Below are 26,131 nucleotides of genomic sequence, written 5' to 3'. Positions count from 1 at the left end.
GCACCGCCATTGATGACGCCATTACCTCATTCATCGTCACGCTTGATGTCCAGAATCAGTTCGCCCGCGGCATCCTCGGACAGGATGAACAAGATCGGCCGGCAACAGACCGAACAATCTTCGTAATAACGCTGAGGACCGGACGAGGTATCGACCAGCACGTCGAGCGGCTCGCCGCAATACGGGCAATCGATCACGATCTCGTCGGGTTCCAGCATCGTCACACCTTGATCAGTAGCTTGTCGAGCCAGGCGTAAGGCAATAGCCGTTTCAGCGTACCGAACAAATAAGTCGGAAAGGTCACGTAATAACGGATTTTCGGCCGCTTCGCTTCGAGCGCATGCACGACTTTCTCCGCGACCGCTTCGGCAGGAAGCGTAAAAGGCACCGCCGCGCCTTCTTTTTGCAAACGCGCTTCCATCGCCCGGTATTTGTCCCGATGCACGCTGTGCTCGGTGTCGATGTTTTGTTTATACAGCGCGAACGAGTTCTGCCGGAAATGACTCAGGATAGGCCCCGGCTCGATGAGTGAAATATGAATGCCGGTATCGAGAAGCTCCAGACGCAGCGTATCGGCCAGTCCTTCCAGCGCGAATTTGCTCGCATTGTAGGCGCCTCGGAAAGGCAATGCGATTAAACCCAGAATCGAGCTGTTATAGATGATCCTGCCATGACCCTGCGCCCTCATCACCGGAATGATCCGATTGGTCAATTCGTGCGTACCGAACAGATTGGTTTCAAACTGAAAACGCAACACCTCGCGGCTTAGATCCTCGACCGCGCCGGGCTGGCCAAACGCGCCGTTGTTGAACAATGCGTCCAGTTTACCGCCGGTTGATTCGAGCGTTTGTTCTACCGCCAAATTGATGCTGCCGCTGTCGGCCAGATCGAGTTGCAGAGCGTTAAAGCCTTCCGCCTGCAAGCGGGCAACATCTTCAGACTTACGCGCGGTCGCAATAACCGTATGGCCGCGATTTTTCAACATCATCGCGGTCGTATAGCCGATACCGGTCGAACAGCCGGTGATCAAAATGGTTTTCGCTGCATTCATCGGGTTATTGGGGCTTCAGTTCCTGCTCGCTAAGATAATATTTTTTTGCGGTGCTGCAATCGACTAGAAACACCAACGCATCTTGCGTGCTCTTGTTGTTCAATTCGACCGATTCGACTCGGCCGCATTGGTTGGTCGCAAGGGCTTTCCCGGCTGCGAAACGTCTAAAGCGCTCGATGTCCGGAAGCCGCGCTGCAAAATTTTTGACCAGCGCCGGCAATTGCTCCGGATCGTAAGGCGGTATCGCAAACGCTGAATATTGTAACGGGTTATTCTTGATCAGAAACTGATTTTTTGCGCTCTCGTCTTTCGCTTCCTGTTTCAGTCTGGCTTGCTTCTCGGCAATTTTTTGTTCTTGCTGTTCCTGTTCGGTCAATTTGGCCTGCTCAGCTTGATCTTTCAACAGTTGTTGTTGTTTTTCCTGATCCAGATCTTTTGTGATGCCTGTCTTGATATCGACTTGTGCATTGCTTTGTCCGGCCAAACAGGCTTGCGATTTATAAACAACTTTGCCGGTCTCGTCGGTGCATTTATAAACGCCCGCCGTTACCGTGAGCGAAGCAAGAGAACACAGACTGCCGAATAAAATTATGATGATTTTCATGGTGCTTTCCGTCTATCCGGTAATGAAATAGACATTGAGTATAGGCGAATTCATCGAAGCGCAGTGCGTGCAAGATCTTTCTTTTCCAGCATTCGCGTCAACAGCATAAACAGCAGCGCAGTGGCCAGCATCAAGCCGGTGAAAAACCAGAAATAATCGGCCCTGGACAATTTAAGGCTGCCATCCGCATTTTGAATCAAAAAATTGATTGCACTGGTAAACAAGTTGCCCAGAGAGATCGAAAAAAAATAAGCCGCCATCACCAGAGATTTGGTCGATTTCGGCGCCTCGGTATAGGAATATTCAAGACAAGTGATCGATACCATCACTTCGGCCGCAGTCATCAGCAGATAAGCCGGCAACTGCCAGACGATATGGACTTGCACCCCTTGATCTAACTGCATTTGAATGATCGCAGGAATTGCAAACGCCACGACTGTCAACAACAAGCCCATAGCAATTTTTGTTAATGCGGTCAGCGAGATATAACGACTCAAAAATGGATAAACACCGTAGGAAAAGCATGGCGTCAGCAACATGATAAACAGCGGATTCAAGGCCTGAATCTGCGAAGGCAAGAGCTCGACATTGCCTATGCGACGGCCCATCTTCTCGGCCTGCAATACCCAGGATGAGCCGATTTGTTCGAACAGAGCCCAAAATACTGCCACCAGCGTATAAATCAAAGCCAACTTACTCAACGCTGGCCACACGGATCGTTCCGACAAATCCTTGATAAGCCGCATACCGGACGGTGGAATTTTTACAAAGCGGCGTCGACCTGACCAAAACACCCAGGTCGCCAATAACATCAACAGACCGGGCGCGGCAAACGCCGCCGACGCGCCGGCATGCTCTAGCAGCCAGGGCACGACCAGTATCGCCAAAAAAGCGCCCAGATTGATGGCAAAATAAAACCAGCCGAAAACCTTGCCGAGCAAATGCAAATTATGGCTGCCGAATTGGTCACCGACATGCGCGGACACGCAAGGCTTGATACCGCCCGCGCCGATGGCGATCAAGCCCAGTCCCAGCGCTAGCCCCAACCGGGTATCGTCAACAACCAGACTTAAATGGCCCAGACAATAAACCATCGACAACAAGATAATCGTCCGGTATTTGCCCCAAAAAAAGTCAGCCAACAAAGCGCCGAACACCGGCATCAGATAAACGGATGCCACAAACAAATGAAAATAACCTTGCGCTTCCTGTTCTGTCATCACATCGCGTTGTCCCGACGCATTCATCAAATGCTGAGTCATGAAAATGACCAGAATTGCGCGCATGCCGTAGTAGCTGAAGCGTTCCGCTGCTTCGTTGCCGACGATGTAGGGAATGCCCGGTGGTATTCCTATTGAGGTATCTTGTTGATTTTTATATAAAGACATATTTTATAAAAATTAATGCTTAGGTCGTAATCGTAACAAAGTGAAAGAATTTAAAATCTATTTATTGTTATTAGCCTGAAAAATAGTGTGACTAAGACAAAATAGTTTTTAACTATCAGCAAGTTATTTTGACTGGTAAGCTGTCGTTAAAACGGCTGTCAATTTGTTGATCGATTGTGGATAAGTTTATGCACAATTTTATACACAGCCCTATCCACAACAAATCCAGCCTTTTCTCACAGAGTTACTCTCTATGATTCCCCACCTGAAACGGGATAAAATATTGAACCATTGCCGAAAAATGCTTTCATACGGCAAGATTTTGCTCAACGTTGTTGTCACTAAGGATTCAACGAGACGGACACATGTCAGAAACCCACAATCAGAACATCACGCAACTTGCGCTGATCAAGCTCAAAAATTACATCAACAGTGAAATCATTGGCCAGGAGGCTTTGGTCGAACGAATGCTGATCGGTTTGCTGGCCGACGGCCATATTCTGGTCGAAGGGGCGCCAGGTCTGGCGAAAACGCGCGCAATCAATGTCTTGAGCAAAGGCATACAAGGCGATTTTCACCGCGTACAATTCACCCCGGATCTGCTGCCGGCCGATTTGACCGGTACTGAAATTTATCGTCCACAGCAAGGCACGTTCGAATTTCAGCAAGGCCCCCTTTTTCACAATTTGATTCTGGCTGACGAGATCAACCGCTCGCCGGCCAAGGTACAGGCGGCGTTGCTCGAAGCGATGGCCGAAAGGCAGATCACGGTCGGTCAGGCCACCTACCCGTTACCGGGGTTGTTTATGGTAATGGCGACGCAAAACCCGATCGAGCAGGAAGGCACTTATCCCTTGCCTGAAGCGCAACTCGACCGTTTTTTGCTGCATGTGAAGGTCGATTATCCTAATCCCAAGCATGAAAAAGATATCCTGCATCTGGCCAGAAGAGAGGCGCGTTCGGAAGTGCTGAAAAAAACTGCGCGATTCGAATCGATCTCCCAACAAATATTATTCTCTGCGCGTAACGAAGTGCTCGATGTGTATATGGCCGAAACGCTCGAGGAATACTTGTTGCAAATCATCCTGGCGACGCGGAGTCCCGAGGCCTATGGTCGCGATTTGGCGTCATGGCTGCAATATGGTGCGAGCCCCAGAGCCAGTATCGCGCTCGACCGCTGCGCCCGCGCCAAGGCCTGGCTGGCCGAACGGGATTTTGTCGGTCCCGAAGACATTCAGGACATGGCATTTGATGTGCTGCGGCATCGCCTGATTCTGTCTTATGAAGCCGAAGCCGAGGGTATCACCGCCGATCATGTGATCAAGGAATTAATTGCCAGGATTGCCGTTCCATAAATGCTACTCACTAAGCAAAAAGCCATACACCGCCGGGCCGTGACGTCCGATGAACTGATCACGGTCAGTCTGAAAACCTTGATTGATCTTGCCCGGCCGGCGGCAAGGCTGACGCATCCCAAAAGCGCGATCCGCGCGCTCCAAAGCGGCGGATTTCTGTCTCGCTTCAAGGGACGCGGCATGGAATTCGATGAAACCCGGCTTTATCAACCCGGCGATGATCTGCGCACGATCGACTGGCGAGTCACCGCGCGCACCGGCACGCCGCACACCAAAATTTTTCGCGAAGAACGCGAGCGGCCGGTGTTCATTTCGGTCGATGACCGCCCCGCGATGCATTTTGCGACCCGCGGCGTGTTCAAATCGGTGCAGGCCGCGAAACTGGCGGCACTGTTGGCATGGACCGCCGAACATCATGGCGACCGGATCGGCGGCCAGATTTTTTCGGAACAGGATTGCCGGGAGCTGAAACCGCAAAACGGCAAACAAGCGGTGCTGCATTTTTTGCACGGATTGATCGACCGGCCCGTCCAGGATCGGCAAGTCAAATATGCCTTCGAGCAAATCCTGGCCAGACTGGTCAAACATGTTCGCCCCGGCAGCCGGGTTTATATCATCAGTGATTTTCGCGGCGTCAACGAGGCCGCCGAGACGCATCTGGCGCGGCTCTCCGAACATTGCGATGTGGTCTTGCTATTCGTGTTTGACGCGCTTGAACAAAGTCTTCCGGTTAAAGGCCGTTATCGCTTCACCGATGGCGAACGCGATGTTGTGATGGACAGCGCCGATTCGCGGCGTTTAACCAATTACCGGCAGCGTTTTGCAGAGCGTTTGCAGCGGTTGCAGGCGATCGCCCGCAAAGAAAACCTGCAACTGGTTTTGTGCGGCACCGCTGACGATCCGGTGCAGCGCTTGAAGCATCTGATGCGGGGTCAGTAATGCCTGTTGCCGATTTACCGCTGCGCGACATTCATATACCGGAAGCGATCGGCTGGTGGCCGCCGGCGATCGGTTGGTGGCTCGTATTAGTGCTGACGCTGTTGTTTCTGGGATTTTTATTTTGGCTGTATAAACGGCTAACCCGGAAAACCGCGCTCAAAACCGCCCGCAAGATGCTCAAGGCGTTGAAAAATGATTCGTCGCTCGATGATCTGGCAAAAATTACCGAACTGTCCGCCTTGCTGCGCCGTGTCGCGATCAGCACCGATGCCCGCGCCCAAGTCGCCGGTTTGGCCGGTCAAAACTGGCTGCATTACCTCGACCGTTCGGTCAAAGGCGCACCATTCAGTGAAGGCGTCGGCCGCGTATTCCTCGACACGCATTATCAAAAACCTGCGCCATCCGAACTGGCGATTCAGGAAGTGTTCCAACTCTGTGAAGATTGGCTCAAAGCGCAAAGCAAACGTAAAAAATGATTCATATTGTCTGGCCCTGGCTTATTGCCGTTTTGCCGTTGCCCTGGCTGATTCGCCGCTTGGTGCCGCCGCTGTTGCCGGCCGAACAGGCGGCGCTGAAAGTCCCTTTTCTGGATGATTTTGATATCGGCAAGACCCATGCCGTTTCGCAACCTCAAAAATGGCCGTTGCGCTTGGCGATGTTGGCATGGTTGTTATTGGTGATCGCGAGCATGCGGCCGCAATGGCTTGGTGAACCGATCGAGCAGGCGGTCAGCGGACGCGATATCATGCTTGCCATCGATTTGTCCGGCAGTATGGAAGAACAGGATTTTGTGATCAACAAGCAGCAAGTGGACCGGCTGACCGCGGCCAAATGGGTCGCCGGCGATTTTATCGAACGTCGGGTCGGTGATCGGATGGGCTTGATCCTGTTTGGCACGCAGGCTTATTTGCAAACGCCCTTGACCTTCGATCGCAAGACCGTCAAAACCTTGCTGGACGAATCGGCGATCGGCTTGGCCGGCGACAACACCGCGATCGGCGATGCGATCGGCCTGGCGGTCAAGCGCTTGAAGAATCAGCCCGCTAACAGTCGGGTATTGATTTTGATGACCGACGGCGCGAATACCGCCGGCGAGGTATCGCCTTTGAAAGCGGCGGAACTGGCCGCGGACAATCAGCTGAAAATATACACAATAGGCATCGGTGCGGATGAAATGATCGTGCGCAGTCTGTTCGGAGCGCAGAAGGTTAATCCGTCGCGCGACCTCGATGAAAAAACCTTGCTCGACATCGCGCAAAAAACCGGCGGGCGTTATTTCCGTGCCCGCAACACCCGGGAATTGGATAATATTTATATGCTGTTGGATCAGTTGGAGCCGGTCAACAAGGACAGCCAATTTTTTCGTCCCCGGAGCGAACTGTTTTTCTGGCCTCTGGGTCTCGCACTCGGTTTAGCGGCTGTAATCTGTCTGTCACGCTTAAGGTGGTCATGAATCTTAGCGAATTTCATTTTATTCGGCCTTACTGGCTGCTGGCGTTGATTCCGGCGATCGCAATGATGATCATGCTGCTGCGCAACAAGCTCAGCCGCGGAAACTGGGCGTCGGTCTGCGATGCGGCCCTGTTGCCCTATTTGTTACAGGAAAAAGCGGTGAAAGCGAGCCGGAAGTCTCTACTGCTCGGCAGCACCATGGCGCTGTTGGCTATCATGGCGTTGGCTGGCCCGACAATTCAGCGTCTGCCATCACCAGTGTTCAGAAACGATTCGGCTTTGGTGATTGCGCTGGACTTGTCCCGCTCGATGGATGCGGGCGACATTAAACCCAGTCGTCTGATCAGGGCCCGCTATAAGATCGCTGATTTGTTGCGGCGGCGTAAGGACGGGCAGACCGCTCTGTTGGTTTTTGCAGGCGATGCGTTTACGGTGACGCCGTTGACCGATGATACGGAAACGATCGCGAGTCAACTGGAGGCGTTAACGACCGATATTATCCCAACTCAAGGTAGCCATGCCGAGGCTGCGCTGAAGCTGGCCGTACAATTGCTGCAGCAGGCCGGTCTGCCCAAAGGGGAGATTATTCTGATCACCGATGGCGTCGAAACGGATGCAGCGCTGGCGGCTGCGAAAACGCTGAATGATTATCGTTTGTCGGTGCTCGGCGTCGGTACTGACGAAGGTGCGCCGATTGCTCTGTCCAACGGCGGGTTTTTAAAGGACGAACGAGGCGCGATCGTGGTGCCAAAATTGGATGAGGCCAAACTTGCCAAATTGGCCAGCGCGGGCGGTGGCGTTTATCAAACCATCACAGCGGATGACAGCGACATTGAAACCGTGCTTGCGAACCTGGATACGGCTGTTCCGGAGGCTAAAGGCAATAGCGAAAACAAATTGCTGATCGACCTTTGGGATGATCTAGGTCCCTGGATTGTGCTTGCCGTGCTGCCGCTGGCCGCGTTCTCGTTCCGCCGGGGCTTGTTGTGCGTGGTATTCGTGGCGTTATTGCCGCTGCCGAAAAACAGCTATGCGCTGGATTGGCAGGATTTGTGGAAGACCAAGGATCAACAAGGCGCCGAGGCTTTTGCACAAAAACAATATGAGCGGGCAGCCGACTTGTTCGAGAATCCGGACTGGAGGGCTGCTGCGCAATACCGTTCGGACGAGGCGCAGGCAAGTAAATTGCAAGAACCGAAGACCGCGACCGGTTTTTATAATCAGGGCAATGTGCTCGCGAAAGCAGGCCGTTTCGAGGAAGCGATCGCGGCTTACGACAAATCGTTGGCGATCGATCCGTCAAATGAAGACGCTAAATACAATAAAAAGCTGGTCGAAGAGGCTCTGAAGCAACAAAAACAGCAGCAGCAAAATCAAACACAGCAAGATAAGCGGAAAGATTCGGAAAAAGATCAACAGCAGGATCAACAGAATCAGCAGCGAGATCAATCCGGCTCCGAGCAGAAACCCGAACAAAAAGACGAAAACGCCGAACGAAAGAACGGCGACAACAAGCAGGAAAAACCCGAAGCCGGCGAAGAAAAGGCGTCGGAGAAAGCCGCCGAACAACAACAAAAACCTGAAGAGCAACAGGCTAAGGAAGCTTCCGCGGCAAAGGAAGACCAGAAGAAACCGGACCCATCCAAACAAAATGAAGCGTCAGAAGCGCAACCGATACATCCATCCGATGAGAAGATGCAGGCCAATGAGCAATGGTTGAATCGAATCCCCGACGACCCGGCCGGATTGTTGAAACGCAAATTCAAATATCAGTATGGCCAGCGTCAGCAGCGCTCCGGCAACAAGGCCCAAAATTGGTAGCGCAAATGACTCGAATTAGACAGTTGAGATATCCGACGATGATTAAAAAGATCAATCGAGGCAGTGCCGTGCTGTTGCTGCTGTTATGTCAGGCGTTGTTTACTCATGAAGTGGTGGCCGCCAATATCCAGGCCACTGTCGATCGCAATCCGGTCAATCTCGATGAATCGTTTCAGATCATTTTCAGCGCCGACGAAACGCCCGACGGCGAGCCGGATTTCGGTCCGCTCGATGAGGATTTCGATATTCTTTCGCAAAGCAGCAGCAATAATGTGTCGTTGATCAACGGCAAGATGAAGCGGAGCATACGTTGGACCTTGAATGTGATGGCCAAGCATACGGGTAATCTCGAGGTGCCGCCGATCAGCTTCGGCAACGACACGAGCGAACCGTTGCCCTTGTTGGTGAATGAAAATTCCGCGAGTAAAGAGTTAAATAAGGAAGACGACATTTTTATCGAAGTCGAAGCGACGCCGGAAAATCCTTATCTTCAGGCGCAGATTTTATACACGGTCAGAATCTATACCCGTGTCGAAATTGCGCGGGCCAGCATCAACGAGCCGGAGCAGGCCGATGCGGTGATCGAGAAACTTGGCGACGACAAGAACTTCCAGACTCAGGTCAAAGGAGGCAATTACATGGTCACCGAGCGCCGCTATGCGATTTTTCCGCAAAAAAGCGGCATGATCACGATCGCTCCTTTGGTGCTGACCGCGGAAGTGGTTACCAACTCGCGATCAGGCTTCAACGGTTTTTTCAGTTCGAATGTCACTCGCACCAAACGGGCCTCCTCGAAGGCGATCAGCTTGATGGTCAAACCGGCGCCAGCTTCATTTACCGGTAAGCACTGGCTGGCGGCCGAACAACTGGAGTTGAAGGAAGAATGGTCCGGCGATTTGCAGAAAATCAAAGTCGGCGAGCCGGTGACCCGCACCTTGACCGTACAGGCAAAAGGCAGCACGGTCGGACAATTGCCGGAATTGCATAGCGCAGCTTCGGATGAGTCGGTCAAATTCTATCCCGATCAGCCGGTCTTGCAGGAGCAAAAGAATGTAGACGGCTTGCTGGCCAAACGTCAGGAAAAAATCGCGTTGATTCCGTCGAAGGCAGGGTCTTTCAAACTGCCTGCGATCGAAATTCCGTGGTTCAATACGCGTACTCAGCAAATGGAGGTCGCCAAGATTCCTGAAAAGATGATTGAAGTTGCATCTTCCGGTCCTGCCGCAGCAGAGACAGTCAAGCCGTTGGCGGTGAATCCGGAGGCTAAACGGCAGCCGTTGGTGATCGAAAGCCAGGCGACAGAGCAAAAAAATGTCTGGATCTGGGTTTCCGTGGCACTGGCTATCGGTTGGCTATCGACGCTGGTTTTTTTCCTGACGCGACGGCCTCGGCGTAAAGCGGATAAGCATGGTCTGCATGATCTGCAAGATGAAAGGGCTCCGGTCGAGTACCTCCAACATCTCAAGAAAGCTTGCGCGGATCATGATCCTTTGGCTGCGAAAAATGCCTTGTTGGATTGGGGCAGGCAGAAATTTAATACGAACAGCCTGGGAGCAATTGCCGCACGCTGCGATGCCAGGCTCAGGGATGAAATTCTGGCTTTGAACAAGGCGCTGTATGGTAAGGAAGCCGAACAGTGGCAAGGCAAAAAATTGTATCAGGCTTTTACCGAGAACAGGGCGCGGCAGCAATGGACGGCGGCTAAAGATGATGCTTTGGAGCCGTTATTCTATTTGTAAGCAGCTCATCATTCAGCGCGCCTTCAGATATTCGAGCGCCATGAACAGCGCCGCGATCGAGCGAGCCTCCGTGCATTCGCCGGTCGCGATCAATGCGTTGATCTCAGAGAGTTTCCAGGGCACCACTTCCAACTCCTCGGGCTCGTCGCCGGGCAATTTTTCTGCGTACAAATCCTCGGCCAGGATGATCTCGGTCATGTGTTCGAGATAGGACGGCGCGAGCGAAAATGAACTCAGATGATGCAGTTTGTGCGCTCCGAAGCCGACTTCTTCCTTCAGTTCCCGGTTCGCGGCCTCGAGAAACGATTCGCCCGGATCGGTTTTGCCCTTCGGCAGTCCCAGTTCGTAGCGGTGTACACCGGCCGAATATTCCCTGATCAGCAGCACGGTGTCTTTATCGAGCATCGGCACGATCAGAACCGCGCCGCCGGGCCTGCCGCGCGTTAGACGCTCGAAACTGCGCTGAACACCGTTGCTGAATTGAATATCGAGTGCCTCGATATGAAACAAACGGCTTTTGGCGACAGTGGTTTTGTTCAGAATGATGGGTTTGTCGGCCACGGTGCTATGATGTTAAGAATACGTTTTGAATAGTCAGCAGTATTATGATCGATTGGAGCAAAATTGACACCGTTTTACTCGATATGGACGGCACCTTGCTTGATTTGAACTTCGATAATCATTTCTGGAAGGAGTTCGTGCCATTGAGCTATGCGCAAAAAAAGGGTCTGACGCTAGAGCAGGCCAAGGACGAACTCGTGCCACTGTTCAAAGGCATGGAAGGCAAGCTCGAATGGTATTGTCTGGACTACTGGAGCCGTGCGCTCGAACTGGATATTGTCGGTTTGAAAGCCGAGATTGCTGGTTTGATCAGCGTACTGCCCCATGTGGTCGAATTTCTCGTCGCGGCCAAGCGCTCACCGCGAAAAGTGCTGCTGGTCACCAACGCGCATCCCGGCAGCCTTGGGCTTAAAATGGAAAAGACCTGTCTGCATCCCTTTTTCGACGAGATCATCAGCTCGCACGACTGCGGCAAGCCGAAGGAGCATACCGAATTCTGGCGTTGGCTGAATCAACGGCAGCCGTTTGATAATAGTAAAACACTGTTGATCGATGACAGTCTGGCCGTATTGAACTCGGCCAAAGCTTTTGGCATTCAAAATCTGCTATCGGTCAGCCGGCCGGATTCGCGGCAGCCGAAAAAGGTGATCGTCGATTATCCGGCTATTGAGGATTTTCGGGAGTTGATGGCCGGGCTCTAGGCGGCCGGCTATTGCCGCTTTTCGGACGCCGTTGCGGCTTGTCGTCGCGCGGCGGACGCGGTCTTCTGGGCGGTTGTATCAGGTCCTGGGCCAATAGGTCTTGCGTGACCGGTTGCACCGGTACTTTTTCGCCGATGTACGACTCGATGTCCGGCATCGAATACGCATATTCCTCGCAGATGAAACTGATCGCTTCGCCCGAGGCGCCGAAGCGCGCGGTGCGGCCGATCCGGTGTACGTAGTCTTCGACATCCTGCGGCAGGTCGTAGTTGATCACATGCGAGACGTCCGCGATATGCAGGCCGCGCGCCGCGACATCGGTCGCGATCAACAGGCTGATATTGTTTTCCTGAAAATCATTCAACAGCCGCTGGCGTTTTTCCTGCGGCACATCGCCGCTCAATGCCGCGGTCTTGAAGCCGTTCGCGGTTAGCGTATCGTCCAGCAACTCCGCGCAGCGTTTGGTGTTTACAAAGATGATGCTGCGCTGCGGCTGGTACTTTTTCAATATGCCGATCAAGAGCGGAATCTTTTGCTCGTTCGATGGACAGAACGCGGTTTGTTTGATCGATTTAGAGGTGACCGTTTCGGTCTCTATCTTGATCAGTACCGGATTGTTCATGTGCTCATAGGCCAGCTCGGTCACCTTGTAGGACAAGGTCGCCGAAAACAGCATATTTAAACGCTGATCGTGCGGCGGCATGCGCCGTAACAGATAGCGGATGTCCTTGATAAAACCGAGGTCGAACATTCGGTCGGCTTCGTCGAGCACGCTAACCTGCACATGATCGAGGCTGAACGCCTGCTGCTTGTAAAAATCGATGATGCGTCCGGGCGTGCCTATGATCACATCGACATTTGATTTGATCTTGTCGAGTTGCTTTTGATAGTCGGTGCCACCGTAGATCAGCGCGAATTTCAGATTGAGATGTTTGCTGAGCAGCAACGCATCCTTATGAATCTGAATCGCTAGCTCTCGGGTCGGGGCTAGAATCACCGCGCGGGGATTCTTGATCGGCTGGTTTGCCGCTTCCTTGTTTTCATTGTCATTCAACAAACGCTGGAAGGTCGCGAGCAAAAACGTCGCGGTTTTGCCGGTTCCGGTCTGCGCTTGCCCCGCAATGTCGCGTTCTCTGAGCAAAAGCGGCAGAGATCGGTCCTGAATCGGCGTGCAGAATTTAAAGCCTGCGCTATTCAAGCTATGCAGGATCGAATCGGACAATTCGAGGTTGGAAAATTGGGTTTCAGTTAAATGTGTCGTACTCATGGGATAATAGGATAACGTAAAAATCGGATCGACTGAACCCGGAACTAGAAATTGATTGACTCAAGCCGTCTTCCACCCTATAGTTAAAATTTTTAATTGTTGGAGAAATAGCGTGAGCGACTCAGTCCTTCATGTAAGCGATAGCGAATTTAACGAAAAGGTTATCAAAGCTAAAGGGCCTGTATTGGTGGATTACTGGGCTGAATGGTGCGGACCTTGTAAAATGATTGCGCCGGTTCTGGATGAAATTGCAGTAGACTTCGCGGGCAAATTGACCGTCGTGAAGATCAATATCGATGAAAACCCAAAAACACCACAACATTATGGCGTACGCGGCATTCCGACCTTGATGCTGTTCAAGGACGGCGAAGTCGAGGCGACCAAGGTTGGCGCCCTTACCAAATCCCAACTCGCTGCTTTCCTGAACAGCAATATTTAACGCTGTCCCCTGATTCGCCCCGTCTTCTCACTAGACGGAATCGCTTTATTGAGTTATAATTATGGAGTGCGCTGATTCCAGCGCGCTTCAGCCTATCGTCCGATAATCTGCATCCCTGAATTCTAATCCTTTTTTGAGCACTGGCGGTGTTGAGCCGTTGTCGCTTAGCTTCGAGTTGCCCTTTATGAATCTTACCGAGTTAAAACTAAAACAAATCAGTGAAGTCATTGAAATCGCCGAATCGCTTGGCCTTGAAAATGTCGCCAGATCGCGCAAGCAGGATCTGATATTTGCGATTCTAAAAAAACAGGCTAAGGCTGGCGATGATATTTACGGCGACGGCGTTCTCGAAATTTTGCAGGACGGTTTTGGTTTTTTACGCACCCCCGGTTGTTCATACTTGGCCGGTCCGGATGACATTTATGTCTCGCCGAGTCAGATTCGGCGCTTCTCGTTAAAGACCGGCGACACGATCAGCGGCAAGATTCGGCCACCAAAAGATAACGAGCGTTATTTCGCGATGCTGAAGGTCGAAGAGATCAACTTCGAACCGCCCGAAAATACCAAGAACAAGATTCATTTCTCCAACCTAACGCCGCTGTTTGCGAAAGAGCGTTTCACGCTCGAACAAGGCAACGGCACCACCGAAGACCTCACGGGCCGGATCATCGATCTGGTCGCGCCGATCGGCAAAGGCCAGCGCGGCCTGATCGTATCGCCTCCGAAAGCCGGTAAAACGATGATCCTGCAAAGCCTTGCGCAGGCGATCGCGGAACGTAATCCCGAATGTTATCTGATCGTGCTGTTGATCGACGAACGACCGGAGGAAGTGACCGAAATGGAGCGCTGCGTGAGAGGCGAAGTGATTTCGAGCACCTTCGACGAACCGCCGACCCGCCATGTACAGGTTGCCGAAATGGTGATCGAAAAGGCGCGCCGTCTGGTCGAGCACAAGCACGATGTTGTTATCCTGTTAGACTCGATTACCCGTTTGGCCCGCGCTTATAACACGGTCGTGCCTTCTTCCGGCAAAATCCTGACCGGGGGTGTCGACGCGAATGCGCTCGAAAAACCGAAACGCTTTTTCGGCGCGGCGCGTAATATCGAGGAAGGCGGCAGTTTGACGATCATAGCGACCGCATTGATCGACACCGGTTCCCGGATGGATGAGGTGATCTACGAAGAATTCAAGGGTACCGGTAACATGGAATTGCATCTCGACCGCAAGATAGCCGAAAAGCGTATTTATCCTGCGATCAACATTAACCGTTCCGGCACCCGCCGTGAAGAATACCTGGTCGATCCCGATACCTTACAAAAAACCTGGATTCTGCGCAAAATCCTGCAACCGATGGATGAAACCGCGGCATCCGAATTCCTGATCGGCAAACTAAAAGATTTCAAGACCAACGCCGAATTCTTCGAATCGATGAAACGCTGAGCGTTTTTTACCGAGAGTTATCATGACCGATCTTCATGTATTGCTCGATGCCCTGATTCTAGGCGTCGTCGAAGGCTTGACCGAATTTTTGCCAGTGTCTTCAACCGGGCACTTGATTCTTGCAGGGCAACTATTGGGATTCAACGATGAAAAAGGCAAGGTCTTTGAAATCGCGATTCAGTTTGCGGCGATTCTGGCGGTCGTCTGGGAATATCGCCAACGGCTCTGGCACACACTGATCAGTATCAAGTCCGAAGCGGTATCGCAACGCCTCGCCATTAACATGATCGTGGCGTTTTTGCCGGCCGCGATTCTCGGGTTTTTATTCCTAAAGCAAATAAAGGCCTATCTGTTTAATCCGTTTGTGGTCGCCTCGGCCTTCATCATCGGCGGCTTCTTGATACTCTGGGCCGAGCGCCGCGAGCATAAAATTCACGCCGAAACAATCGATGACATGACCTGGCGCGACGCGTTAAAAGTCGGTTTCGCGCAAGCAGTTGCGATGATTCCAGGCACTTCACGTTCCGGCGCCACGATCATCGGCGGCCTGTTTTTCGGACTGTCCAGGCGCGCGGCGACCGAGTTTTCATTTTTCCTGGCTATTCCGACCATGTTCGCGGCGACCTTTTACGATGTCTATAAGCACCGTACCCTGTTCAGTGCGAGCGACCTCGACTTATTCGCGGTCGGCGGCGTGGTGTCGTTCGTTAGCGCTTTTCTGGCCGTGCGCGGTCTTTTGCGCTTCATCAGCCGCCATGATTTTTCGGTATTCGCCTATTACCGGATTGCATTTGGCGTATTGGTGCTGCTTTCCGCGCAGTTGGGTTGGGTGGATTGGAGTGGTGGTTAGCCGAATAGCTTAGCGCACCCGGACGGGTTATAAGGACTCGTCCGTAACGTTTTAAACCGCCGATAATGTTTTGACGGGATTCTATCCCTCTTCTTCTGAGCCACGTCATTCGTGGGATCGCCATCAGCTAAGTCCGGAAGCGAGTTTTCCGGTTGAAAGATATAGGTTTGTAATGTTCAACAATTCCTCTAACCGAGGCTATTGACATCCCCAAAGGACATCGCCATCAGTACAAAACCGACTAAAAAAACCAGCGCCCAACCCAGACTCATGAACAGATTCGGCGAAAGCGCATGATAAACGATGTGTGCGGTGACAGCGCAAAGCCAGGCGGCGATGCCGATCAGCAGAATGAATGCGAGGCCGCCGGGCTGCCCGGCCACCCAGGCGGCAACGGCCGGCAACGCCAGAAAGCCGATCAGTGCATAGCCGCCGAACAATGCGCTCGCGACCTGATAATAACGGTTCAAATGCCGGTTCGCATGCAACATCACGCCGCCGAACAACCCGATATAAACGATTTCCGCGCCGGTCTCAAGGATCGCGCCGAGCAGATTACCGCCTCTATAATGCATCAAAACCCGGACGACGGCGAAGGCCGCCACGGTAATTTTGAGTAGCGATAGCGAATAAGGCAAATCCTCCGGGCCTTTTTTAAAGCGGCAAATATCGAAGAGTAGAATGATCAAATCGTACATGGGCTGGCCTACATAGCTTGTGTTTTTGTTATTTCGCTAGCATGCGCCGAGCCCTCTCGTCATGCAATCAGATCTACTGGGCCGACGCGAGTTTTTCCTCCACCTCCAGCCAGAGCGCCTCGGCGTCTTCAAGCGCCTTGTCCACCTGCACTTTTCTGGCCATCACCTCTTTCAGCCGGTTTTTTTCCGACTCGGCATAAATGGCCGGATCGACCAACAACTGTTCCAGTTGTCGCTGTTCCTGATGGAATTTTTCGACGGCCTGCTCGGCTTTCTTCAGCGCGTCCATCAAAGGTTTGTTGCGCTGCCGGCGTTCGGCATCCTGCTTGCGTTGATCCTTGCGGTTGATGCCCGACGCGGCTTCGGCCGCTATTTCTTTCGCATCGCCTTTTTTCTGCTCACCGAGCCAAATCCGGTAATCGTCCAGATCGCCGTCGAACGCCTCAACTTTGCCGTCCGCGACCAGCAGCAGCCGATCGGTGACCGAGCGCAATAAATGTCGGTCGTGCGATACGGTGACCAAGGCGCCCTGATAATCCTGCAGCGCCATGATCAAGGCCTCGCGCATTTCGAGGTCTAAATGGTTGGTCGGCTCGTCGAGCAAGAGCAGATTCGGGTTCTGATAAACCAACAGCGCGAGTACCAGCCGCGCCTTTTCGCCACCCGAAAACGGTCGAACTGGATCCATCACTTTGTCGCCCTGAAAATCGAAGCCGCCGAGAAAGTTGCGGAGGTCTTTTTCGGTCGCCTGTGGGTCCAGCTTTTGGAAATGCCAGAGCGGCGATTCATCCACCCGCAATTGTTCGAGCTGATGCTGGGCGAAATAACCGATCTTCAGATTCACCGATTCTTGTCTTTTGCCGCACAAAGGGTGCATTGCGCCGGCCAGTACCTTGATCAGACTCGACTTACCCGCGCCATTTGGCCCCAAAAGACCGACCCGGTCGCCCGGCGACAACGAAAGGCCGGCTCCTCGTATCACAATCTTGTCACCATAACCGATATCCGCAGCATCCAGCGTCAACAACGGATTCGACATCCGCCCTGGTTCCGCAAAACTGAAATGGAACGGCGAATCGACATGCGCCTGAGCGATCAGTTCCATTCGCTCCAGCGCCTTGATCCGGCTTTGCGCCTGCCGGGCCTTGGTTGCCTGCGCCTTGAAGCGATTGATGTAGCTTTGAATGTGCGCGATTTCGCGCTGCTGTTTTTGAAAAGCAGCCTGTTGCTGCGAGAGTTTCTCGGCGCGCATCCTTTCGAACGCGGAATAGTTGCCGGTATAGATATTCACCTTGCCTTGTTCGATATGCACGATGTGATCGGTGATCGCGTCGAGAAAATCGCGATCGTGCGAAATCAATAGCAGGGTGCCCGGATATTTGCACAGCCAGTCTTGCAGCCAGATCACCGCATCCAGATCCAGATGGTTGGTCGGTTCGTCGAGCAGCAGCACGTCGGAACGGCACATCAAGGCCTGCGCCAAATTCAGCCGCATCCGCCAGCCGCCAGAAAAGACGCCGACCTGGGCCTGCTCCTGTAAAGGCTTGAAGCCCAGTCCGTTCAGCAGCCGCGAAGCGCGCGCCTCGGCCTCATAACCGCCAATCACCTCGAGCGCGGCATGCAGTTCGGCCTGTTTCAAGCCGTCATGGTTCGCTTCGGCCGTTTGCAGTTCGGCCTGTAGGCGGCGCAGTTCGCGGTCGCCGTCCATCACATAATCGATCGCTCGACATTCGGCGGCCGGCGTTTCTTGCGCGACATGCGCGATCTCAAGGCCAGGCGGCATCGAAAAATCGCCCGAATCGAGATGCAGTTCATCCCGGATCAGCGCGAAAAAACTCGACTTGCCGGCGCCGTTCGCGCCGGTAATACCGACTTTCTCGCCCTGATGAATCGTAAACGATGCCTCGTCGAACAGCAGCCTCGGGCCCCGGCGCAGGGCGATATTTTTAAAATTGAGCATGAAAAATCATCAATAAATCAGCAATCGGTCAGCTTGGCGGTGAGTACACCAGGATCAGCAGGCCAATATAACAAAATATTCGTCCCGCGCAAGGCGGACGCGGACTTTTTCGGCCAGCCGCTGTTGATCGGCTGATATAATAGCAATTTGCATTCGAATTTACTGTGTAATGTCTAATCCTGTTGTTTCCGAAGCCGCCCAAATCAGGGTAACCCGAGCCGCGCTTGAAAAAGTGATTCGCGATGCCGGCGTTATCGGGATGAATTATTTTAAAAACCTCAAAAACGTCGAAGTGAACAAGAAAGCCGCGCGCGATTTCGTTACCGAAGCCGATGTCGCGATTGAAGCGTTTTTGAAGGAAACGCTGACCCGAGAGTACCCGGAATACGGTTTTTGGGGCGAGGAAAGCGGACAAAGCGCTGACCAAACCAGCCGCTGGGTTGTCGATCCGATCGACGGCACGCACTCGTTCTCGAAGGGGCAATATTGCTGGTCGATTAGTGTCGCGCTCGAAATCGACGGCGATATCGTGATCGGCGCGGTATATGCTCCGGTGTTGAACGATTTATATATCGCCGAAAAAGGCAAGGGCGCGTTCAAGAATGGCGAACGCATTGCCGTCTCGGACGAAACCAACCTCGGCGATGCGATGGTTGCGACCGGCTTCGCCTGTCTACGCAATTATCTGACCGACAACAATCTTGAACGCTTCTGCCGTATCGCGCAGCAGACGACGGGTCAGCGCCGCTTCGGTTCCGCCGCGCTCGATCTGTGCCTGGTCGCGGACGGTCAGGTCGACGCCTTCTGGGAACAGGAGCTGAATCTTTACGACGTCGCGGCCGGCGCGTTGATTGCGCAGGAAGCCGGTGGCACATTGACCGACTTCAAAGGCAATCCGGGACTGTTTCCGAAACAAATATTGGCGACCAACGGCAAGATTTTCGATCAGATTTTGCCGCTAATGTAAGCCATAGACCTGCCAGGTATTAAAAATCTGGTAGGTCTCGGTCGATGGTTTTATTGCCTGATCGTTGGCCTGGATAGGAGGTTTCGAGCACGATACACCCCGCATTGGTGTGAAAAGGTCCATGCAACTCACCGGGCAGGTATCTGGTATAGGCGGCTGTCTCGGCCAGCGGTTACAAGGCCGATTATAAAGTCGGTCCTTGAGTATATTCCATCGCTTTCCATTGATGCCTATTATACGCTGCAGTATTTTGGGCCATTGTAATCGCCGGTCAAAATTGTTTTATCGTGAGTATTGAGCCTCGCGCGGCCGCAGGTGCCGGTTAGATTTGTCGAAGCTCCTGTTATTCATCCCATCCGTCGCAAATCCTACTGTTCATGTCGGCTTTTAATAAAACCCTGAACACATCCACTTTCAGTTGTCAAATCAGTGACCTGCTTCGAGTATATTTACCATTCCTAATTTTATATACTATCCTGCTAAACAGGCCCCGCCTCTAACTATTTAAACTGGCCCCATTTTTTCGGCATGACTCAACAAGCAATCAATATTCCTTCATCTTCCGGTAACGATATTTTTAGCGCGCCTTTTTTGCTGGGTAATGTCGGCGCGCCTTTCGTGATCGGCATGGCGGTCGGTTATTTTGCGAAAATAATGTTGAAAACCGCGCTGTTTATCGGCGGCGGTTTGGTCGTGCTGATGTTCGTGGGCGAATACTACGGCATCATCAATATTAATGGCGCAGAACTGGAACATGTAGCGGATGCGGCGACGCAGGTTGCCAAGGATTCGGGTAATTATCTGGCCGGTCGGCTGTCAACCATCACGACCCGTGGCGTTAGCGCGGTAGCCGGGTTTACATTGGGTTTTAAGCTAGGTTGAAAGCTAAGCAGTTGACATCGAACGCCGCCGTCCTATAAGATGTGGCGAGTCTGAGTGATTTACCGTTACTTATCTCTACGCAGTTCCTTGTATTTGCTTGTCCTGTTTATCATAAGTGATTCGCGTTAATTTCCACCAGCTCTACCTGCCTTCAAGGCAATTTTTCATTTTTTATTTATAGGACACAACAATGGCAACTGGTACCGTAAAATGGTTTAACTCAGAAAAAGGCTTTGGTTTTATTCAACAAGAATCAGGTCCGGACGTATTCGTACATTTTCGCAATATCGTCGGCGCTGGTTACAAATCCCTGGACGAAGGTCAAAAGGTAAAATTCAACATTACCCAAGGCCAAAAAGGTCCACAAGCGGAAGAAGTCACTCCTATCTGATTTCTTTTGTCCGGATTGCAGGCCGGTAAGGCCTGCAATCTATCAAACATCCCATTTGCAGGCCTCTTTGGCCGACTCCATCCCGTTCCCATACCGCGCTTTTCGCGGCCAAATGCTTCTCTACGATGCCGAATGCTAACTTGGTGCATCGTTAATCCATCAGGGACTTCATGATTTCAACTTTGTGGCAAATGTTCGCGTTGATTGCCTGCGGCGTAGCTTGGCGCTATTGGCGTCCGGGCAATTTGTCCGCGGAGCAGACGCGGACCGTTCTGACCACGCTGGTCTATTATTTGCTGCTGCCCGCGTTGGTGCTGGATGTGCTCTGGAAGGCCGATGTCGGCATCCATTCGCTGCAATATACGTTGTTCGGCGCAGTTTGTCTGTCCTTCGCGATGGCCTGCATTTGGCTGTGCGGGCGGCTGCTTCGGTTTAAGCCGCAACAGCTGGGCGCGGTGCTGCTCGCGACCAGCTTTCCGAACGTAACCTATCTGGGTCTGCCGGTGCTTGAACAGACCTTTGGCCATTGGGCCAGGTCGGTGGCGATTCAGATCGATCTTTTCGCGACCGCGCCCGCCTTGCTGACGGTCGGCATTGCCGCGGCGCGGCATTACGGCCAAAACGGCGACCAGACTCGGCAGCCGATCTGGTCGTTTTTGACAGCGCCGCCTTTTTTGGCGGCTATGCTGGCGGTAGTCCTGAATCTTTGCCGAGTGCCAGCGCCGCTATGGCTGGCCGCCATGTTGCAAAAACTGTCTGCCGGGGTGGTGCCGCTGATGCTGATTTCGCTCGGGCTGGCGTTGAGCTGGCGGGCGGTTACCCTGCGCAATTTGCCCTATGTGACGCCGGTTATCTTGATTAAGATGGGGTTGATGCCCTGGTTTGCGCTCTGGTTTAGCCAGTACCTGGCACTCGATCAGGCGCATAAAAACGCCCTAGTGCTGGAAATGGCGATGCCTTGCATGGTGCTGGGCATCGTGTTTTGCGACCGCTATCAGCTCGACGGTTCGCTTTACGCGATGGCGGTGACCGTGACCACGCTGTTGAGCCTGGTGACGCTGCCGTTCTGGTATCAGATCGCGACCGGCTGATTTTTTATCATTGCAGAGCTAAGACCATGCCGATCCTGGAAATCTTTTCGCAAGGCGAGGAAATCGTCACCGGACAGACCCTCGATACAAACGCCGCCTGGCTGTCCGAACAAGCCGTGCAACTGGGTTTTACGGTGGCCCGGCATACCGCCGTCGGCGACAAGCTCGGCGATTTGGTCGAATTATTGAAGGAAATTGCGGAGCGCGCCGACTGCTGCCTCTGCACCGGCGGACTCGGGCCGACCAGCGACGATCTGACCGCCGAAGCAGTTGCTGAGGCTTTCGGTTTGCCGCTCGAATTCGACGAAATCGCCTATCGACAAATACAAAGTTATTTCAGCAACAGAAAAAGGCCGATGCCCGAGACCAACCGCAAGCAGGCACTGCTGCCGCAAGGCTCCATCCGCCTCGATAACGACTGGGGCACCGCGCCCGGCTTCGCGGTACCGGCCGGGCGCTGCTGGTTTGCGTTCATGCCCGGCGTGCCGTCGGAAATGCGCCATATTTTTCTGGAACGGGTCAAGCCGTTGCTGAACGAACGCTTCATTTTAAACCCATCCAGACTGGTTACGATCAAAACCCTCGGCATCGGCGAATCGGATATTCAACAGCGGCTGGGCGAGGTAAAAATGCCGGAGCGAGTGCAGTTGGGATTTCGTGCCGGGGTTGACGAAGTGCAAACCAAGTTGCTGTTTCCAGCCGATTATCCCGAAAAAGACATGACTGCACTGACGGCGGATATGACAGCGCGGCTGGGCGATTTCGTTTTCGGCATCGACGGACTGAACGAGGAAACCGGCAATCTCGCCGCAGCCGTCGATAAATTGATGCGTGCTGCCGGCAAAACGCTGGCCGTCATCGAAACCGCGAGCCAAGGTCTGCTGGCCGCCAAATGTCTGGGCTACGCGTGGCTGCATAGCGCAGCCTATGAACAGTCACTAAGCGCACTGGGCGAACGTTTAGGCGTCGCCGTTGAGATGAGTGACTTGGCAAAAACCGGCGAGCTTCTGGCGAAGGCGTTGCAGAATCAAAACCCGGCCGACTTCGTGCTGATTCAACTTTACGATGGCAGTCCTGCGCAATTTCAAAACAAAGACCAGACGATCATCCTCTATAATACACTGCTGAACCGGGAATCTTTTCAGCAAAACCGTCATAACCTAGGCGGCCCCGCCGGGCGCAAACAAAATCAGGCCGCGCTGCTCGGGCTCGATCTGCTGCGCCGCCATTTACAAAACCGAAAAATCTAATGCCGTTATTACGACTCACCAACATATCAATCGCCTTTGGCGTACATGCCCTCTTGAACAACGCCAATTTCCAGCTTGACGCCGGCGAGCGGGTTGGCCTGCTGGGCCGCAACGGCGAAGGCAAATCGACATTGATGAAAATCATCGCCGGCAACATTCAGGCCGACCACGGCGACATCTGGAGGCAACCTGGACTCCGGCTGGCCTGGCTCGAACAAGCGCCCGATTTGCCCACCGACGCGACGATCTACGATGCTGTTGCGGACGGTTTGGGAGAACTGGGACAGTGGCTGACCCGTTATCACCACCTGTCGCTGTCAGCGCACGACGACCAGGCGCTGCGCGAACTCGGAGACCTGCAACACAAGCTCGAAGCGCATAACGGCTGGCATTTCGGCAATCGCGTCGATACGACTCTGACCAAACTGGCATTGCCCGGCGACCTCAAAATCAGCGATCTGTCCGGCGGCTGGAAGCGACGGGTCGCGCTGGCAAGGGCACTGGTGATCGAACCGGAAGTGTTGCTGCTCGACGAGCCGACCAACCATCTGGATTTCGAAAGCATCGCCTGGCTCGAGGAGCAACTTCTCAGTTTTCAGGGCGCGGTGCTGTTCGTGACCCACGACCGTGCGTTTCTGCAGAAACTCGCGACGCGGATCGTCGATCTGGACCGCGGTAATCTGGTATCCTGGCAGGGCAACTATGACGACTACTTGCGCCGTAAGGCCGCAGCGCTCGAAGACGAAGCCAATCAGAATGCCGAATTTGATAAGAAACTGGCCGACGAAGAAGTCTGGATACGCCAGGGCATCAAGGCTCGGCGCACCCGTAACGAAGGCCGCGTGCGCGCGCTCGAACAACTGCGCCGCGAGCGTTCCCAGCGCCGCGAGCGGCAGGGCACGACCAGTCTCATTCTGGAGCGCGGCGACGCCTCCGGCAAAAAAGTAATCGAAGTCAAGGACATCAGCTTCGCCTATGCGGACAGGCAGATCGTCAGTCACTTTTCGACGCTGATCCAACGCGGCGATAAAGTCGGCCTGATCGGCGCGAACGGCGCGGGCAAATCGACGCTGCTCAAATTGCTGTTGAAACAGCTTGAACCGGATAGCGGCACGATCGAACAGGGAACCAACCTCGAAATCGCCTATTTCGACCAATTGCGCGACCAGCTCGATCCTGATATGACCGTTGCCGACACGATCGCGCACGGCAACGATTTCGTCGACTTACCCAGCGGTAAGAAGCATGTGATGTCGTATCTCTCCGATTTTCTGTTTGCACCGGCCAGAGCGCGCTCGCCGGTGAAAAGCCTGTCCGGCGGCGAAAAAAACCGTCTTTTGCTTGCGCGGCTGTTCACCCGGCCTGCGAATCTACTGGTGATGGACGAGCCGACCAACGATCTCGACCTCGAAACGCTCGAATTGCTCGAGGAAAAACTGGTCAACTACGACGGCACCCTGCTGCTGGTCAGCCACGACCGCGCCTTTCTCGACAACGTCGTGACCAGCGTCTTCGTATTGGACGGCACAGGTGACATTAGGGAATACGTCGGCGGCTACAGCGACTGGTTAGAGCAGCGCCCCGAACCCGAAGCGAAAGCACAAGCAGTCAAAAAAGCGCCGGAAAAAGCCAAAGCCGAACAGCCCCAACCCGCCAAAAAGAAAAAGCTCAGTTACAAAGAACAACAGGAACTGAATCAACTGCCAGAGCAAATCGAAAAACTCGAAACCCGGCAAGCCGATCTGAATGCATTGATCAATTCGTCCGATTTTTATACCCAAAAGGGCACCGGTAAAAACGATCAAACGACGATGGCCAAAACCCTCGATGAACTGAAACAGACCGCCGCTTCGCTGGAACAGGCTTACCGGCGCTGGGACGAGCTCGAAGAACTTTCCGGCGAGGGCAACTGATCAAGGTCGTTGCCAAAAAAAGTAAAATCCGGTACAATTCTCGGTTCCCATATTCATGGGCTCAAATTTAGGAGAGATGGCCGAGCGGTCGAAGGCGCACGCCTGGAAAGTGTGTATACGGCAACGTATCGAGGGTTCGAATCCCTCTCTCTCCGCCAACTGAGCATTCAACGAGATTCAAAGATATTCAAAAACCCGCAAGCTTAATGGTTTAGCGGGTTTTTTTATGTCCAACGAAGTCCGATGAGGTACATTGACATACCCCCTTGCTCGGGGGTATAAATGGGGGTACGTCACATACCCCCAGATGGAGATACCCCCAATGGCCTTATCCGATACTGCCTGCAAGAACGCCAAGCCCAAGGAAAAACCTTATAAGTTGGCGGATGAAAAGGGAATGTTCCTGTTAGTCAACTCGAACGGGTCCAAATACTTCCGACTCAAATACCGCTTTGCCGGAAAGGAAAAGCTCTTAGCCTTGGGGGTATATCCTGACACCAGCCTGAAAGATGCCCGCACCAAACGCGATCAGGCACGGGAGCAAATCGCCAAGGGAATCGATCCCGGCATAGCCCGCAAGATAGAAAAAGCCGGGAGTGCGGAGAACACGTTCTCGGCAGTAGCGAAGGAATTCATTGAAGCCAATAAAAACCGCTGGAGTGTCAGCCACCGTGAACATATCAAACAATGTTTCGAACGGGACGTTTATCCGTGGATGGGAGATCGGCCGCTTAAAGATTTGTCGGCAGTCGAAGTCCTTGCGACCCTACGGCGGATCGTGGACCGGGGCGCCCTGGAGACGGCCGCCAGAACGAAACAGTTCATCGGTCAGGCGATACGGTACGGCATTGCCACCGGCCGCGCCGAGCGCGACGTGACCGCCGATTTACGCGGCGCCCTACCTTCACCGGTACGCGGTCATTTTGCCGCGATTACCGAGCCTAAGCCGTTAGGCCAATTACTGCGGGACATCGACGCCTATAAGGGAAATTTCGTTGTCAGGACTGCGCTACAGCTTCAACCGCTGATCTTTGCCAGACCGGCAAACCTGGCGTCGGCGGAATGGTCAGAATTTGACCTTGACGCGGCTGAATGGCGGATTGCGGCCGACAAAATGAAAATGAAGGATGCGCACATCGTTCCCTTGAGTTGGCAAGCGGTCGCCTTGTTGCGGGACATTTACCCGCTGACCGGATCAAGCCGCTATGTTTTTGCCAGCAATCAAGGCAAGACCGGAGGCGAACCGCATATCGTAAGCGCCCTTTAAACGACGCTATTGAATTTCCGTATAAAGCCGTGCGAGTTTGGTTAGGCCGTTGGATTGGCGAGACGCCAGGGTAGCAAAACTTCGAAGTCTTCGACGGTTTTTGC

25 protein-coding genes and 1 tRNA gene are annotated in these 26,131 nt (G+C 53.3%); 18 read left to right on the top strand and 8 right to left on the bottom strand.

The features are described from left to right. Positions 1-26: 26 nt before the first annotated feature. The 4 genes from U2W12_RS03965 to U2W12_RS03950 are packed head-to-tail and all read right to left on the bottom strand — an operon-like array spanning position 27 to position 3,043. Complete coding sequence (locus U2W12_RS03965) at positions 27-218, bottom strand: CPXCG motif-containing cysteine-rich protein (RefSeq protein WP_326499370.1); 192 nt, start codon at positions 216-218, stop codon at positions 27-29. A 2-nt stretch (positions 219-220) separates the two neighbouring features. Further along, the gene (locus U2W12_RS03960; RefSeq protein ID WP_326499369.1) at positions 221-1,051 is read right to left on the bottom strand and encodes an SDR family oxidoreductase; all 831 of its coding nucleotides are present in this window, start codon (positions 1,049-1,051) and stop codon (positions 221-223) included. A gap of 4 nt (positions 1,052-1,055) precedes the next feature. Further along, positions 1,056-1,655: a DUF4124 domain-containing protein gene (locus U2W12_RS03955; protein ID WP_326499368.1), complete on the bottom strand. Its 600-nt coding sequence runs from the start codon at positions 1,653-1,655 to the stop codon at positions 1,056-1,058. A gap of 50 nt (positions 1,656-1,705) precedes the next feature. Beyond that, the gene (locus U2W12_RS03950; protein WP_326499367.1) at positions 1,706-3,043 is read right to left on the bottom strand and encodes an MFS transporter; all 1,338 of its coding nucleotides are present in this window, start codon (positions 3,041-3,043) and stop codon (positions 1,706-1,708) included. 365 nt (positions 3,044-3,408) lie between these two features. Between U2W12_RS03950 and U2W12_RS03945 the strand changes: the two genes are divergently transcribed. From U2W12_RS03945 to U2W12_RS03920, 6 genes are read left to right on the top strand one after another with little or no spacing between them, the layout of a single operon-like run. Next, a complete protein-coding gene (locus tag U2W12_RS03945; RefSeq protein WP_326499366.1) occupies positions 3,409-4,398 on the top strand; it encodes a MoxR family ATPase in 990 nt (329 codons plus the stop codon). Then, entirely contained in the window at positions 4,399-5,337 is a 939-nt protein-coding gene (locus U2W12_RS03940) for a DUF58 domain-containing protein (protein ID WP_326499365.1), read from the top strand. Further along, the gene (locus U2W12_RS03935) at positions 5,337-5,813 is read left to right on the top strand and encodes a DUF4381 domain-containing protein (protein WP_326499364.1); all 477 of its coding nucleotides are present in this window, start codon (positions 5,337-5,339) and stop codon (positions 5,811-5,813) included. Before U2W12_RS03940 ends, U2W12_RS03935 begins: the two co-directional genes overlap by 1 nt. After that, positions 5,810-6,790 (top strand): VWA domain-containing protein, encoded by a 981-nt coding sequence (locus tag U2W12_RS03930; RefSeq protein WP_326499363.1) that lies wholly within the window; start codon positions 5,810-5,812, stop codon positions 6,788-6,790. Before U2W12_RS03935 ends, U2W12_RS03930 begins: the two co-directional genes overlap by 4 nt. Further along, positions 6,787-8,610 (top strand): VWA domain-containing protein, encoded by a 1,824-nt coding sequence (locus tag U2W12_RS03925; protein WP_326499362.1) that lies wholly within the window; start codon positions 6,787-6,789, stop codon positions 8,608-8,610. Before U2W12_RS03930 ends, U2W12_RS03925 begins: the two co-directional genes overlap by 4 nt. 5 nt (positions 8,611-8,615) lie before the next feature. Beyond that, complete coding sequence (locus U2W12_RS03920) at positions 8,616-10,349, top strand: BatD family protein (RefSeq protein WP_326499361.1); 1,734 nt, start codon at positions 8,616-8,618, stop codon at positions 10,347-10,349. 12 nt (positions 10,350-10,361) lie between these two features. On the opposite strand, the gene nudE is transcribed toward U2W12_RS03920, so the two are convergent. Then, a complete protein-coding gene (gene nudE / locus U2W12_RS03915) occupies positions 10,362-10,910 on the bottom strand; it encodes an ADP compounds hydrolase NudE (RefSeq protein WP_326499360.1) in 549 nt (182 codons plus the stop codon). Positions 10,911-10,954: 44 nt separating this feature from the next. Here nudE and yrfG point away from each other — a divergent pair, with 44 nt between their 5' ends. Next, positions 10,955-11,611, top strand: coding sequence for a GMP/IMP nucleotidase (yrfG, locus tag U2W12_RS03910; protein WP_326499359.1), 657 nt, complete (start codon positions 10,955-10,957; stop codon positions 11,609-11,611). Here the strand turns inward: yrfG and U2W12_RS03905 are convergent. Then, a complete protein-coding gene (locus U2W12_RS03905; protein WP_326499358.1) occupies positions 11,574-12,878 on the bottom strand; it encodes a DEAD/DEAH box helicase in 1,305 nt (434 codons plus the stop codon). The two genes, yrfG and U2W12_RS03905, sit on opposite strands and share 38 nt — an antisense overlap. A gap of 112 nt (positions 12,879-12,990) precedes the next feature. Here U2W12_RS03905 and trxA point away from each other — a divergent pair, with 112 nt between their 5' ends. The 3 genes from trxA to U2W12_RS03890 all read left to right on the top strand — a co-directional run bounded on the left by trxA (position 12,991) and on the right by U2W12_RS03890 (position 15,608). Beyond that, entirely contained in the window at positions 12,991-13,317 is a 327-nt protein-coding gene (trxA, locus tag U2W12_RS03900) for a thioredoxin TrxA (RefSeq protein WP_326499357.1), read from the top strand. Between the two features lie 184 nt (positions 13,318-13,501). Then, positions 13,502-14,758, top strand: a complete 1,257-nt coding sequence (gene rho / locus U2W12_RS03895) for a transcription termination factor Rho (RefSeq protein ID WP_326499356.1) — start codon at positions 13,502-13,504, stop codon at positions 14,756-14,758. A 22-nt stretch (positions 14,759-14,780) separates the two neighbouring features. Then, entirely contained in the window at positions 14,781-15,608 is an 828-nt protein-coding gene (locus U2W12_RS03890; RefSeq protein ID WP_326499355.1) for an undecaprenyl-diphosphate phosphatase, read from the top strand. A 188-nt stretch (positions 15,609-15,796) separates the two neighbouring features. Here the strand turns inward: U2W12_RS03890 and U2W12_RS03885 are convergent, their stop codons facing one another. Together U2W12_RS03885 and U2W12_RS03880 are read right to left on the bottom strand one after the other, a co-directional pair. Continuing rightward, a complete protein-coding gene (locus U2W12_RS03885; protein WP_326499354.1) occupies positions 15,797-16,306 on the bottom strand; it encodes a hypothetical protein in 510 nt (169 codons plus the stop codon). Between the two features lie 73 nt (positions 16,307-16,379). After that, complete coding sequence (locus tag U2W12_RS03880) at positions 16,380-18,266, bottom strand: ATP-binding cassette domain-containing protein (RefSeq protein ID WP_326499353.1); 1,887 nt, start codon at positions 18,264-18,266, stop codon at positions 16,380-16,382. 169 nt (positions 18,267-18,435) lie between these two features. Here U2W12_RS03880 and U2W12_RS03875 point away from each other — a divergent pair, with 169 nt between their 5' ends. The 8 genes from U2W12_RS03875 to U2W12_RS03840 all read left to right on the top strand — a co-directional run bounded on the left by U2W12_RS03875 (position 18,436) and on the right by U2W12_RS03840 (position 26,027). Then, positions 18,436-19,233, top strand: coding sequence for an inositol monophosphatase family protein (locus U2W12_RS03875; protein ID WP_326499352.1), 798 nt, complete (start codon positions 18,436-18,438; stop codon positions 19,231-19,233). 528 nt (positions 19,234-19,761) lie between these two features. Further along, positions 19,762-20,115: an FUN14 domain-containing protein gene (locus U2W12_RS03870; protein WP_326499351.1), complete on the top strand. Its 354-nt coding sequence runs from the start codon at positions 19,762-19,764 to the stop codon at positions 20,113-20,115. 190 nt (positions 20,116-20,305) lie between these two features. After that, positions 20,306-20,506: a cold-shock protein gene (locus U2W12_RS03865; RefSeq protein ID WP_326499350.1), complete on the top strand. Its 201-nt coding sequence runs from the start codon at positions 20,306-20,308 to the stop codon at positions 20,504-20,506. A 170-nt stretch (positions 20,507-20,676) separates the two neighbouring features. Then, on the top strand, positions 20,677-21,597 hold the full coding sequence (locus tag U2W12_RS03860) for an AEC family transporter (protein ID WP_326499349.1): 921 nt from the start codon (positions 20,677-20,679) through the stop codon (positions 21,595-21,597). Between the two features lie 26 nt (positions 21,598-21,623). Then, positions 21,624-22,847: a molybdopterin-binding protein gene (locus U2W12_RS03855; protein ID WP_326499348.1), complete on the top strand. Its 1,224-nt coding sequence runs from the start codon at positions 21,624-21,626 to the stop codon at positions 22,845-22,847. Next, positions 22,847-24,760, top strand: a complete 1,914-nt coding sequence (locus U2W12_RS03850) for an ATP-binding cassette domain-containing protein (protein ID WP_326499347.1) — start codon at positions 22,847-22,849, stop codon at positions 24,758-24,760. Before U2W12_RS03855 ends, U2W12_RS03850 begins: the two co-directional genes overlap by 1 nt. 70 nt (positions 24,761-24,830) lie before the next feature. After that, positions 24,831-24,918: transfer RNA gene (locus U2W12_RS03845), tRNA-Ser, on the top strand. A 164-nt stretch (positions 24,919-25,082) separates the two neighbouring features. Then, a complete protein-coding gene (locus U2W12_RS03840; RefSeq protein WP_326499346.1) occupies positions 25,083-26,027 on the top strand; it encodes an integrase arm-type DNA-binding domain-containing protein in 945 nt (314 codons plus the stop codon). The last annotated feature ends 104 nt before the right edge of the window (positions 26,028-26,131 follow it).

The sequence above is a fragment of the Methylomicrobium sp. Wu6 genome (assembly GCF_035916875.1).
In the GTDB taxonomy this organism is placed as follows: domain Bacteria; phylum Pseudomonadota; class Gammaproteobacteria; order Methylococcales; family Methylomonadaceae; genus Methylomicrobium.
Note: the sequence above shows the minus strand (reverse complement) of the source record. Positions and strands in the feature narration are given on the sequence as shown.